We start from the raw sequence: 12956 nt of genomic DNA on the forward strand, positions 1-12956 counted from the left end.
GTGATTTTTTTGATTATTTATGAAACCGAGTGAAATTCAACTGCTTCTTCTGTATTGATAATCCTATCTTTATATATACCTTTTATTGAAATGTAAATGATAGATTTGTTTATGTTTTTTAACTTTCCTAATGAAAAATGATAAAGCAATCCATTGCTTTTTAAAGTCCACATCTTCCCACTCCATGGACCAGTAGCTTTTTGTTCATCCGACGCCTTAATTTCACCTTCATATTCGCATTCTCCCAAAGGAGTTTTAATTGTATTCTTCTCTGTATCAATTCGAATATTTTTAATTAGATTCAAATTTTCATCAGAGAGAATTTGAATTTCATGATCTTTCTTTTTAAAAAAGAGTTTTCCATCTTTGGTATTTATATATTCTGCATTATCCATTTTATCTATCATAAAATCATATTCTTCTTTTGTAATACCTAAGTTTTGATGATAAGGAAACGTTTTTTTCGGTATAATTTCTTCTTCGGCATACTTCAAATACCAATCTAAATTATTTGTAATACTATCGCTCATTTTATTTCCGATTTTCTCTAATTTCTCTTTTATCTCATAAGGAAATTCAAGTGTCATAATATCCGCCGTCACTTCCGCATTCATAAGATGCGATGGAATATACTCTTCCACGCTATTCGCTTTACTCACTTCACTTTGACAACCAACTATAAATAGCGATATGAAAAAGATATATATTATTTTTTTATATTTCATTTCTATTCTCCACTCCATACATTATTCTTACTTAGTTTTATAGCGGTTTTCATTACATTATAAAATCTTTATATTTTAATAAAATACATATCCTTATGCAAAATTGCATATTAATATGTATTCTTCTTACTTTAAAATTAGCTTAAATAACTTTCCAAATTATACAAATAACAAGTTTAAAATGTTATAATTTTCAAAAAACCATTGGAGGATATTATGAAAGCTCACGCAATTTTCGATTTCTTACATTTACTAGTCTTAACGCTGAAAAGCTATTATGTATGGGGAATGCCTATCTATGTCTTCATTATTCCTCTTATCTTTGTAGTCGGTTATATTATTATTAATTCTAATAAGAAACAAAAAAATACATCTATTCAAAGTCACTAATCTATTACATTAATAACCTCCTAAAAATCATATTCCCCTCATTTTCTTCAAATGATATGATGAACAAGGGTATATCCCCACCACTCTTATAGCGGTGGGGATTTTAATATAAATATGCAACATACTACACAATAGAAGGTGATTTTTATGAGAAAATACGCAGCAATTGCTTTATGTACGTCTGCCATTCTAGCAGGCTGTAATACTAACAATGTAAGTCCAGAACCTAAAAAAGAGAAAACGGCTCAAGGGATTAAGAAACAAGAAGAGACTGTGCAAGAACAAGGTAAAATCTCATATAATTCAGTTACACACGAATCTACAAACACAAGTATTCATATTACAGACATAAAAGATTCTTTAAATGAAGTACAATATAAAATTTGGCGCACAGCTGATGGCAAGGAAAGTGCTAAATCTTTTTCTTCTAAAGAAAAAGAGAAACAATTCACACTTCCTTTTGATATAAAGGAATTTGAAGGAAAACGCGGTGAGTTCCAAATTGAAGCAACAGGAATGAAAGAAGATGGGAAAACAATCCCGCTTACGAAATCTACTATTACTTTCGAACAAAAGGTTCCTGTTCTTATGTATCACGCAATTGATGATTATCATGGTCAAGGCATTAAAGACTTATTCGTATCACCAGCTAACTTTGAAGCACAAATGAAACATTTAAAGGACAATGGTTATACGCTTTTAACGTTTGAACGCTGGGGCGATATAAATAAAGTAAATAAACCGATTTTCGTTACATTTGATGACGGTATGAAAAATAATATGAATGCATTTCGCATTTTACAAAAGCTAAAAGATGATACTTTTAAACCGGCAGCAACAGAATATATGATTGTTGATAACGTTGATGTAGAAGGAGCATTGTCTACTTCTGAAATAAAAGAAATGGTTGATTCCGGCATTTTCTCGGTGCAATCTCATACTGCAACACATGCAGACTTACCGAAAATTACAAACTATGAGGAAGAGTTAAAAGGTTCAAAAGAAAAGCTAGAAAAAATAACAGGTAAGCCTGTTATCGCGATTGCTTATCCATTCGGTCATGTAGATGATAAGGTTGTTGCAGAAACGAAGAAGTATTATCAATTTGCGACGACGACAAAGCCTGGGCAATTCATTACGAAGGGTGAACCTGATGAATTGTTAAAGATGAAGCGCGTTCGTATACACCATACAACGACTGTAGAGCAGTTTGCTTCTTCAATTAAGTAAATATAAGGGCTCAATACATTTTGAGCTCTCTTTTTACTTTATATTTATATATATTTTTAGAATTTTCTTGTATTATATATAGTAAGAAATCTTTCAAATTAAAGGAGATTATACATATGTCATTTGAACAAACGTTAGAGAAATATGCTGCTCTTGCAGTTAATGTTGGTGTTAATATTCAACCTGGACAAACTTTATCAATTAGTGCACCTCTTGAAGCTGTACAATTTGTACGCCTCGTTACAGAAAAAGCATATAAATCTGGTGCAAAACACGTATATGTAGATTGGAATGATGAGACGTTAACACGCTTAAAATTCGATCTAGCTCCTGAAGAAGCTTTCGCTGAATTTCCATCTTGGAAAGCACATGCTCGTGAAGAATTAGCAAAAGAAGGCGCTGCATTTATGTCTATCTATGCAGAAAACCCTGATTTATTAAAAGGTGTAGAACCATCGCGTATCGCAACAGCTCATAAAGTAGCTGGAGAAGCAATGAAAGTATACCGTGATTACGTACAAGCAGATAAAGTAAGCTGGTGTGTCATTTCTGTTCCTACGAAAGAATGGGCTGCGAAAGTATTCCCTGACGTAGCGCCAGAAGAACAAGAAGCCAAGTTATGGGATGCTATTTTCAAAGCTACTCGTGCTGATTTAGAAAATCCTGTAGAAGCATGGAAAGAACATGATGAAACATTACATACAAAAGTGGATTACTTAAACGAAAAGCATTATAAAGCTCTTCACTATACAGGTCCTGGAACAGATTTAACAATCGAACTTCCAGAAAAACATGTATGGGCTGGTGCTGGTAGCTTAAATGAAAAGAACGTACCATTTATGGCTAATATTCCAACTGAAGAAGTATTTACAATGCCACTTAAAACAGGTGTAAACGGCCAAGTTTCTAGTACAAAACCGTTAGTATTTGCAGGTAATATTATCGATAATTTCACGTTAACATTTGAAAACGGACGTATCGTAGACTATAAAGCTGAAGCTGGTGAAGAAGCTTTAAAACATTTAGTAGAAACAGATGAAGGTTCTCACTTCTTAGGGGAAGTAGCTTTAGTACCTCATGACTCACCAATTTCAAACACAAATGTTTTATTCTACAATACACTATTTGACGAAAATGCATCTTGCCACCTTGCGATTGGAAATGCTTACGCATTTAACTTAGTTGGCGGAAAAACAATGTCTAAAGAAGAACTTGCTGAAAACGGCGCAAACGCTAGTATTACACACAACGACTTCATGATTGGATCAGCTGAGCTTGATATTGACGGTATTACTGCTGATGGCAGACATGAGCCTATCTTCCGTAAAGGTAACTGGGCGTTTTAAATTTATTACCATAAAGAAACACATTGGATAATCCAATGTGTTTCTTTATTTATTTGGTTTCAATTCAAATTTTATTATTCTATTTTCACGCGTAAACTCTGGTCTATACGTAGCGATATACGTATTTTCTTTCGCTACGTCAAATAGCATGATATCTTGAATTTTTTCTTCTGGTGCTAACTTTTTACTAATAAAGCTATCAGGGTTATTATATTCTTTAAATCTTGTACCTTTCTTATCGGTAATCTCAAATTCATAAAATGCAAAAGGTATTTCCTTTTTACTATTATTTTCTACTTTGAAAATAATCCCCAAAATCTCCTCTTTCTTTTTATCCTCATCATAATCCGGATATCCTAATTTAACTGAATCGATAGTTACTTGCAAACCATCTACGTCTACTGTCTCCCCTATTTTATACACTTTATCTTGAACATCTTCTTGTTTACTTTCATTACTATCTTTAGTCTCAGTGCAAGCACTTAAACTAAAAGCTATGCCAAAAATTAAAACAATTTGACTTACCTTTTTTAACATACTCTTTCCCCCACATAAGACAATATTTCATATGTATCATAACAAAATGCTTTACGCTTTCTTGTCATATTTTGTCGTATTAATTGCTAACTGCACAAATAGAAAAAAGCTATCTTCTACAAAAGATAGCTTTCATGATGCCGATGAAACCTTAAGCCCAATGACACCCAAAACAATAAAAAGAATACAAAATGCTTGAAATAAACTAATATGCTCTTTAAAAAAGTACACACTAATGATTGTAATAAGTAATGTTCCAACGCCAGACCAAATAGCATAAGCAATACTTAAATGGATTTTTTTCACAACGATGGCGAACACGCTGAAACAAATTCCATAAAACACGAAAATCAGTACACTTGGAACGAGCTTTGTTAAACCATTTGATAGTTTCATCGCAATTGTTCCAGCTACTTCAAAAATAATTGTAACAAGTAATAATAGCCAATATACCATACTAGAATCTCCTTCTCTGTTACCTTATAGAGATTCTAGTATACTACTTATAGTCCCAATGAAATATATTTAATTTCTAAATATTCCTCGATGCCGAAATGGCCTCCTTCACGGCCGATACCACTTTCTTTAAATCCACCGAATGGTGCTTGTGCAACTGATGGAAGACCGTCGTTTAGACCGATAATACCGTACTCTAACGCTTCACTAATTTGGAATGCTTGGCTAATGTCTTTCGTGAAAATATACGCAGCTAAACCGTATGGTGTATTATTTGCACGTTCGATTACTTCATCAACTGTTTTGAATTTCGCAACTGGTGCCACTGGCCCAAATGTTTCTTCATTCATACAAAGCATCGTATCATTTGCCAACCCAATTACAGTCGGTTGAATGAAATGTCCCTCTAACTCTGCGACCTTTTGACCACCATATAAAACTGTTCCACCTTTTTGAATAGCATCTTCAATATGTTCTTGTACTTTTGAAACTGCATTCTCATCAATAAGTGGCCCGACAGTCGTTCCGTCACCGAAACCGTCTCCTACTTTCAACTGCCCTACTGCCTTTTGGAACTTCTCTACAAATACTTCGTATACTTCTTCTTGAACGAATACTCGGTTTGTACATATACACGTTTGTCCTGCGTTACGGAATTTCGAACCAATCACCGCTTCTACTGCTTTATCTAAATCTGCATCATTCATTACGATAAACGGAGCGTGGCCACCTAACTCAAGCGAAACTTTTTTCATTGTTTGCGCCGCACTAGCCATTAACTCTTTCCCGATTTCCGTTGACCCTGTAAAGGACACTTTTCGAACGCGACTATCTTCCATCCATGTATCAGCAATTGCTTTTGCACTACCTGTTACGATATTGATTACGCCCTTTGGAATATCTGCTTCATGGGCTAATTCTGCTAATTTCAATGCAGTTAATGGCGTTTGACTCGCCGGTTTCACAACGGCTGTACAACCTGCTGCAAGCGCTGGGGCTACCTTTCTCGTAATCATCGCTGCCGGGAAGTTCCAAGGTGTAATAGCTGCCATAACGCCAATTGGTTGCTTCATAACTAAAATGCGCTTATTCGGATGAGAAGCAGGAATCATTTCACCATACACACGTTTTCCTTCTTCTGCATACCATTCAACAAAACTATTTGCATAATTTACTTCACCAAGCGCTTCTGCAAACGGCTTTCCTTGTTCCTTCGTCATAAGCGCTGCGATCTCTTCTTTATTTTTATCAATAAGCATGAACCACTTTTTTAACTTCGTTGCACGATCTGCTGCCGTTAACTTAGACCACGTTTTAAAAGCTTCATGTGCAGCATCAACAGCTTGCTTTGCCTCTGTTACTCCGCCTTTTGGTACAGTTGCAAATATTTCCTTCGTCGCAGGATTATTTACTTCAATTTGTTCTTGTAGTGTAATCCACTCACCGTTTATATACATCGCCTTTTTATCTATACTTACGAAAGTCGCCTTTTTATCCAATGTTTTCTTCCTCCTCTATGAACTTCTTAATTTTCCTAGTAGCAGCAGATTGACTAATTTGCAAAAACTCAGCTACTTTATAACTTGATCCATACGTTTTATACGCTTTAAGAATAATATTTCTCTCTACCTCTTCCAGCATTTTATAAAGGCTTTGCCCCGATTGTTCAACTGCAGCCTCTTGCATAGAGAGTGGCAAATCCTCTACCGTTACAACATCATCGACAGTAATAACAATTCTCTCAATTACATTCTCTATTTCTCTATTGTTTCCTTCCCACGGATATCCAACAAACATTTGTAACGTACTCGGCGCTAGTTTCACATCACGTCCGTATTTTTTATTAAAGTGCTGCAAGTAATGATAAATAAGCGGTAAAATATCTTCTGTTCTTTCCCTAAGCGGGGGAATTGCAATTGGAATGACATTCAGACGATAGTATAAATCTTTCCGAAATGTTCCTTGTTTCACCATCATACTTAAATCTCTATTTGTTGCCGCCACAATTCGAACATCCACTTTTTTTAATTCTCTTCCCCCTATAGGACGAAATGTTTTTTCTTGCAATACTTGCAAAAGCTTTGCTTGAATTTCAATCGGCATTTCACCGATTTCATCTAAAAAAAGAGTTCCTTTATGCGCGGATTCTAATAGTCCTTTTTTCCCTTCACGATTCGCACCTGTAAAAGACCCACCTGAATATCCAAAAAGCTCTGATTCAATTAAATTAGTTGGCAATGCCGCACAATTAATTTCATAGAAACTTTCATGCTTACGGTGACTCACTTCATGTAAATGGCGTACCAATCGACTTTTTCCTACTCCAGTCTCGCCTAAAACGAGAACAGTACTATCCACTACAGATACTTTTTTGATTGTATCGACTATTTTTTGCATAGCTAGACTTTTAAAAATCAGTCCTTCATGCTCATATGTTTCTCTTAATTCTTTTTTATATGTTTTTAGCTGATTATCCATTTCCTCTACCTTTTGACGTAATTGATAGAGTTCAGTAAGGTCGCGAGAATAACTAATCACTCTTCTTAAATTTCCCTCATCATCAAAAACAGGCCTTGTACGAACGTGTAAATACTCTCCTGATTTTGTAGTTTGAACGAGTTCAATTGGCCTCTTTTTTTCAATCACTTCTAATGTCGCTGATGGATAAAAGATTCCATCCTTTTGTAGTTCTTTTACATGCTTACCAACTAACTCTTCGGCAGCTAGTTGGTAGTGCCTTTCACATGTACTATTTACACGCACAACGATCCCTTGCTCATCTGTAACAAAAATTTCGTCAAACGCATATTCAAATACATCTTTTAAATCCATTAACACTCGTTCCTTTTCTGCAACCATCCTAGCCACCCCTAACTTCAAATCCATCGATCCACTTCACTACCTTTATTATAAAGTGAATTTTCTGCATTTAATATAGAGTCAGCTAGAATGTTTGCTATTTATACTTCAGTTTTTAAACGCGAGCGATGTTTGTTTGTTCATAACAAGCTTGCAACGATTCTTCAATTATTGTTAATCCTTCTTCAAGTTGCTCATCTGTAATAACTAAAGGCATTAACACACGGATAACATTTCCATATGTTCCTGCTGATAATAACAGTAACCCACGCTTATTTGCTTCTGTACATAGATTAGCTGTTAACGCTTTGTCAGGTGCTTTCGTCTTACGATCTTGAACGACCTCAAATGCACACATTGCTCCTAACCCACGCACATCGCCGATGCAATGATATTTATTTTTCATCTCTTCGAATCGGTTCATTACGACTTTTCCTAATTCTATCGCTCTATCATTTAATTTCTCATTTTCTATTACATCGAGAACAGCTAATGCAGCCGCACATCCTAATGGACTTCCTGCATACGTTCCACCAAGTTCACCTGGTGCAGACTCATTCATAATTTCTTTACGTCCAATGACACCACTTATCGGTACACCAGCACCTAATGATTTAGACACTGTAATTAAATCTGGAACGACATCATAGTGATCAATCGCAAAATATTTTCCTGTACGACTAAAGCCTGTTTGTATTTCATCCGCTACAAATAAGATGCCGTTCTCTGAACAAATGCGGCGTACTTCTTGAACAAATTTCTTACTTGGGACGATAAATCCACCTTCCCCTTGAACAGGTTCCATTACAACAGCTGCAATTGTTTCTGGTGCTACTTCCGATATGAAGAAGTTCTTAAACTCTTCAATAATAAAATCATCATACTGCTCTTCCGTTAATCCCTCTGGGCGACGGTATTCGTATGGAAATGGCGCTTTATATACTTCTGGAGCAAAGGGACCAAACCCAAATTTATATGGCTTCACTTTACTTGTCATCGTCATTGTCATTAATGTACGCCCGTGGAAACCTTTAGAAAATGCGATAATACCAGGTCTCTTCGTATATTTACGAGCGATCTTCACCGCGTTCTCAACTGCTTCTGCGCCACTATTTAAAAAGAGGACTTGCTTATCGAAACTTCCCGGTGCCAATGCCGCAAGCTTTTCCGCTAATTCAATATATGGCTCATACATCATGACATTAAATCCAGTATGAATGTATTGATCGACTTGTTTATGGAGCGCTTCTTTAACCGTTGGATGACAATGCCCTACGTTAATTGTCCCAATTGCTCCTGCAAAATCAATGTACTGATTACCATCAACATCTGTTACAAGAGCACCATTTGCAGATTGTACAAACGTTGGGATGCCGTTACTTACTCCTTTTGGTACTATATTTTGACGGCGTTCTAATAAAGATGCCGCTTTCGGTCCTGGAATTTGTTCATTTACTTTAGCAAATTTTTTTGTGTTCATTGCGTACCCCATCCTTTTCTTTACATTGTTTTCTCTTTTTATTGCAAAATGTATGCCAACTTTCTTTTCTAGCATTTATCCTATATTCTTTGTATCCAGGCATAAAAAATAAGTCTATAAAGACTCATTAAGAGTCTTTATAGACTTATTTTCCTTACACATTAGACTTTTCTTTCTCCCAGAAAAACTCACCCGATTGAGAAATAAACTCCCCAACAGAATCTAACACTAAATCAGCAAGTGGTTCTAATGTTGGACGGTCTCCCGTACCAGATAGCACCCCAATTGCATAGCAATCGCCATTTTGGGCTAAATGTAAATCAGTTGGCGTATCTCCAACAACCGCAACCTCACATGATGCTAAATTAAATTTCTCACAAAACACTTCTATAATCTTTTTATCTGGTTTTTGCGCAGGGAATATATCCGAGGCTATAATATAATCAAAAAAGTTCTCCAACTTATATTGTTTTAAAAATAATTCTGTTGGTGCAAAATCATCCGCCGTGACAACCCCTAATATAAATCCTTTATCTTTTAATGCCTGTAACACTTTCGGTAAATCCGCTGTCATTTTCATATGCGAACGATACTCATACATAAGGGAAAATAACTTCTCACTTACCCAATGATGCATCTCTTCTTCTCTAGCAGACTCAATATAATTACAAAGCCCCTTCGCTACATCAAGGCTTGTTCCAGCAGCTATTGCACTCCTCGGATTAACAAATGCTCCCTCTACACCAATCTCTTCTAATAAGGTCTGCCGCATTGTACTTGGTAAATGATATAAACTTATACATTCAGCTACAAGTTCTTCAGCTACTTTTATCCATATTGAATGAAAATCCATTAATGTCCCATCTTTATCAAATAATATCGCCTTTACCTTCTCCATAGCACCCTACCTCTCATTTCTTATCTCTTCCAGTGTATCAATAAAGTATGGATGTAAAATAAAAGAATTGTAAAAATACCATAAAAATCAAACTAACTCCCAATTTACAATTCATTTTAACAAAGTAAAAAGGATGCCTTTACAGGGCATCCTCTTGATGTTCAGGAACAAATAGTTCTAAACAATGATATATATTTTCGAATTCCATCGGTGCATCTCCACCATACTCACCATCTAAATTAATCATTAGTTTATCTGGTGAATGTACTTTAATTCGGTTCGCTTGTGTATATAACACTTTTGGATTATTAATATGTTCACCACGTTGTGCTTGTGTTGCTGCTTTAATTAAATCAGCGATAGAACCTTTTTTCAGTACTAATAGGTCAAATAACCCATCGTTAATAGATGCATACGGTGCTACCTTTTCAAATCCACCTACTGAACGAGTATTCGTAATTAAAAACATCGTAATTTCTTCTTGTAGTAACTTTCCATCATACTCAATTTCAACATATGTCGGATGCAATGATGGTAACATCTCGATACCTTTTAGGTAATAAGCAAGTTGTCCTAATACTGTCTTTAACTTACTCGGTACTTCGTATGTTAATTCTGTAATACGACCGCCACCAGCGATGTTAATAAAATATGTATCGTTCGCTCTACCAAGGTCTAATGGCACTGTTTTTCCTTCGCAAATAATATCTGCTGCCTCTTCAATAGAACGAGGTACACCAATTGCACGTGCAAAGTCATTTGTCGTTCCAACTGGAATAATTCCAAATTTCGGACGGAATTCATGCCCAACTAAACCGTTTACTACTTCATTTAATGTACCGTCGCCACCAGCCGCAATAACAACATCAAACTTACGATCCGCAGCTTGCCTCGCCGCCACAGTAGCGTCTCCAGGACCCGTTGTCGCATGACAAGATGTCTCATAGCCAGCTTGTTCTAATTTTTGTAATACTTCTGGTAAGCTCTTCTTAAATAGCTCACGCCCCGAAGTAGGATTATAAATAATTCTTGCTCGCTTCATCATTTATTAGCACAGGAAATTTCTTTATGTATCGAAAAAGAACATACTGAACTTCTATTCAGTATTCCCATGCCTACCTCCTCTCATCTTGCTATCCTTCTTTTATCCCGCTCAAACAGGCAGTAAGAACCCGATTCGTGTAGTCCATCAAAAGTAAATATTCATTTCAATGGTTTTTTATTTGACTCCAAAATTTATCCCGCTATTTGCGGGCAGTAAATGCCCGATTGGTGAGGGCTAATAATCAATGGTGGATGAACCTCCTACTGATTAAAGTTTCACTTTATTTCTATCCATTCTTCCATAAAAATTTACATATAACGAATAATAACTATCTATTATTTCATGAGATGAAAAAAACCTCTATGTTTAGATTTATCATTATTCCCACCTTTTTGCAACTATCATACCATAGTTGCTATACAAACATTTTTCCACTTTTGACAGTTAATCAAACGTTTGTTTAAACGATTTTGTCTCATTTAAACAAACGTTTGATTAACCTAGAAAAACACCCATGTACGGGTGTTTTTCTGCTTAATCTTTAAAAGTCACTACTATTATCGCTTATTAATCTCTTCAAGTAAGATTTTGTTAACAAGTGGTGGATTTGCTTGTCCTTTTGTAGCTTTCATAATTTGACCAACTAAGAAGCCAATTGCACGGTCTTTACCGTTTTTAAAGTCTTCGATAGATTGCTCATTATTATCAAGAATTTCTGTTACAACTTTACGAAGTGTACCCTCGTCAGAAATTTGAACAAGACCTTTCGCTTTAACGATTTCTTCTGGGTCTCCACCTTTTTCAATTAATTCGTTAAATACTTTCTTCGCGATTTTAGAAGAAATTGTACCTTTTTCAATTAATTGAACCATTTTAGATAAACCAGCAGGCGTTAATGCAACGTCTTTTAATTCTTTTTGTTGTTTGTTTAAGTATGCAAGTACTTCACCCATTAACCAGTTCGATGTTAATTTCGCATCAGCACCGTCTGCAACAGTTGCTTCAAAGAAATCAGACATCTCTTTCGTTAATGTTAACACGTGTGCATCATAAGCTGGTAAGCCTAATTCTGCAACGTAGCGAGCTTTACGTGCATCTGGAAGTTCTGGAATAGAAGCTCGAACTGCTTCTTTCCACTCATCATCGATGTAAAGTTCAACTAAGTCTGGCTCCGGGAAGTAACGGTAATCGTCAGATCCTTCTTTCACACGCATTAAGATTGTTTTCTTTGTTGCTTCATCATAACGACGTGTTTCTTGTTGGATGATGCCACCAGATAACAGTTCTTTTTCTTGGCGCACTTGCTCATGCTCAAGACCTTTTTGTACGTAAGTGAATGAGTTTAAGTTTTTCAGTTCCGCTTTTGTACCGAACTTCTCTTGTCCAACTGGACGAAGAGAAATGTTCGCATCACAACGTAAGGAACCTTCTTCCATCTTACAATCAGATACACCAGTGTATTGAATGATTGATTTTAACTTCTCTAAGTATGCATATGCTTCTTCTGGCGTACGCATATCTGGCTCAGATACGATCTCGATTAAAGGCATACCTTGACGGTTGTAGTCTACTAATGAACCATCAGCTGTATGCGTTGATTTACCAGCATCTTCTTCTAAATGAAGACGTGTAATACCGATACGTTTCTTTTTACCGTCTACTTCGATTTCAATCCAACCATTTTCACCAATTGGCTTATCAAATTGAGAGATTTGGTAAGCTTTCGGGTTATCTGGATAGAAATAGTTTTTACGGTCAAACTTCGTTTCCGTTGCGATTTCACAGTTTAATGCCATTGCAGCTTTCATTGCAAAGTTAACTGCTTCTTTATTTAAAGTAGGAAGTACCCCTGGGTATCCTAAGTCAATTACACTTGTTTGTGTATTTGGCTCCGCTCCGAATTCTGTTGGACTCGCAGAGAAAATTTTCGAATTTGTTTTTAACTCAACGTGAACCTCTAAACCAATAATTGTTTCTAAATTCATCTATG

12 protein-coding genes are annotated in these 12956 nt (G+C 35.9%); 3 read left to right on the forward strand and 9 right to left on the reverse strand.

Going from position 1 to position 12956, the window contains the following annotated elements:
- Positions 1-17: 17 nt before the first annotated feature.
- Positions 18-725 carry a hypothetical protein gene (locus tag B9A45_RS28585; protein ID WP_000875595.1) on the reverse strand — a complete coding sequence of 236 codons (708 nt, stop codon included), beginning with the start codon at positions 723-725 and terminating at the stop codon, positions 18-20.
- Positions 726-941: 216 nt separating this feature from the next.
- On the opposite strand from B9A45_RS28585, the gene B9A45_RS32390 reads away from it, so the two are divergent.
- From B9A45_RS32390 to B9A45_RS28595, 3 genes are all read left to right on the forward strand, one after another.
- Complete coding sequence (locus tag B9A45_RS32390; RefSeq protein ID WP_000643592.1) at positions 942-1115, forward strand: hypothetical protein; 174 nt, start codon at positions 942-944, stop codon at positions 1113-1115.
- Between the two features lie 147 nt (positions 1116-1262).
- Positions 1263-2345 (forward strand): polysaccharide deacetylase family protein, encoded by a 1083-nt coding sequence (locus tag B9A45_RS28590; RefSeq protein ID WP_001233712.1) that lies wholly within the window; start codon positions 1263-1265, stop codon positions 2343-2345.
- A 116-nt stretch (positions 2346-2461) separates the two neighbouring features.
- Positions 2462-3691: an aminopeptidase gene (locus tag B9A45_RS28595; RefSeq protein ID WP_000007357.1), complete on the forward strand. Its 1230-nt coding sequence runs from the start codon at positions 2462-2464 to the stop codon at positions 3689-3691.
- A 45-nt stretch (positions 3692-3736) separates the two neighbouring features.
- Here the strand turns inward: B9A45_RS28595 and B9A45_RS28600 are convergent, their stop codons facing one another.
- From B9A45_RS28600 to gatB, 8 genes are all read right to left on the reverse strand, one after another.
- A complete protein-coding gene (locus B9A45_RS28600; RefSeq protein WP_084065567.1) occupies positions 3737-4228 on the reverse strand; it encodes a DUF4352 domain-containing protein in 492 nt (163 codons plus the stop codon).
- Between the two features lie 132 nt (positions 4229-4360).
- Complete coding sequence (locus tag B9A45_RS28605; RefSeq protein WP_000263262.1) at positions 4361-4684, reverse strand: DMT family transporter; 324 nt, start codon at positions 4682-4684, stop codon at positions 4361-4363.
- 47 nt (positions 4685-4731) lie between these two features.
- On the reverse strand, positions 4732-6183 hold the full coding sequence (gene gabD / locus B9A45_RS28610; protein ID WP_084065568.1) for an NADP-dependent succinate-semialdehyde dehydrogenase: 1452 nt from the start codon (positions 6181-6183) through the stop codon (positions 4732-4734).
- On the reverse strand, positions 6176-7543 hold the full coding sequence (locus tag B9A45_RS28615; RefSeq protein ID WP_084065569.1) for a sigma-54 interaction domain-containing protein: 1368 nt from the start codon (positions 7541-7543) through the stop codon (positions 6176-6178). The genes gabD and B9A45_RS28615 overlap by 8 nt, the downstream gene beginning before the upstream one ends.
- 115 nt (positions 7544-7658) lie before the next feature.
- Positions 7659-9023, reverse strand: coding sequence for a 4-aminobutyrate--2-oxoglutarate transaminase (gabT, locus tag B9A45_RS28620; RefSeq protein ID WP_033667321.1), 1365 nt, complete (start codon positions 9021-9023; stop codon positions 7659-7661).
- A gap of 154 nt (positions 9024-9177) precedes the next feature.
- Positions 9178-9921 (reverse strand): HAD family hydrolase, encoded by a 744-nt coding sequence (locus B9A45_RS28625; RefSeq protein ID WP_084065570.1) that lies wholly within the window; start codon positions 9919-9921, stop codon positions 9178-9180.
- A gap of 139 nt (positions 9922-10060) precedes the next feature.
- Entirely contained in the window at positions 10061-10966 is a 906-nt protein-coding gene (locus B9A45_RS28630) for a diacylglycerol kinase (protein WP_000977679.1), read from the reverse strand.
- 557 nt (positions 10967-11523) lie between these two features.
- Positions 11524-12951: an Asp-tRNA(Asn)/Glu-tRNA(Gln) amidotransferase subunit GatB gene (gene gatB / locus B9A45_RS28635; protein ID WP_001047685.1), complete on the reverse strand. Its 1428-nt coding sequence runs from the start codon at positions 12949-12951 to the stop codon at positions 11524-11526.
- Between the last annotated feature and the right edge of the window lie 5 nt (positions 12952-12956).

Origin of the sequence: Bacillus sp. JKS001846 (assembly GCF_900176455.1) — a bacterium.
GTDB lineage: Bacteria > Bacillota > Bacilli > Bacillales > Bacillaceae_G > Bacillus_A > Bacillus_A cereus.

What these genes read in the sequence shown, in the direction of transcription:
- B9A45_RS28585 (WP_000875595.1), bottom strand. Translation starts at nt 725, where the DNA reads ATGAAATATAAAAAAATAATATATATCTTTTTCATATCGCTATTTATA.
- B9A45_RS32390 (WP_000643592.1), top strand. Translation starts at nt 942, where the DNA reads ATGAAAGCTCACGCAATTTTCGATTTCTTACATTTACTAGTCTTAACG.
- B9A45_RS28590 (WP_001233712.1), top strand. Translation starts at nt 1,263, where the DNA reads ATGAGAAAATACGCAGCAATTGCTTTATGTACGTCTGCCATTCTAGCA.
- B9A45_RS28595 (WP_000007357.1), top strand. Translation starts at nt 2,462, where the DNA reads ATGTCATTTGAACAAACGTTAGAGAAATATGCTGCTCTTGCAGTTAAT.
- B9A45_RS28600 (WP_084065567.1), bottom strand. Translation starts at nt 4,228, where the DNA reads ATGTTAAAAAAGGTAAGTCAAATTGTTTTAATTTTTGGCATAGCTTTT.
- B9A45_RS28605 (WP_000263262.1), bottom strand. Translation starts at nt 4,684, where the DNA reads ATGGTATATTGGCTATTATTACTTGTTACAATTATTTTTGAAGTAGCT.
- B9A45_RS28615 (WP_084065569.1), bottom strand. Translation starts at nt 7,543, where the DNA reads ATGGTTGCAGAAAAGGAACGAGTGTTAATGGATTTAAAAGATGTATTT.
- gabT (WP_033667321.1), bottom strand. Translation starts at nt 9,023, where the DNA reads ATGAACACAAAAAAATTTGCTAAAGTAAATGAACAAATTCCAGGACCG.
- B9A45_RS28625 (WP_084065570.1), bottom strand. Translation starts at nt 9,921, where the DNA reads ATGGAGAAGGTAAAGGCGATATTATTTGATAAAGATGGGACATTAATG.
- B9A45_RS28630 (WP_000977679.1), bottom strand. Translation starts at nt 10,966, where the DNA reads ATGATGAAGCGAGCAAGAATTATTTATAATCCTACTTCGGGGCGTGAG.
- gatB (WP_001047685.1), bottom strand. Translation starts at nt 12,951, where the DNA reads ATGAATTTAGAAACAATTATTGGTTTAGAGGTTCACGTTGAGTTAAAA.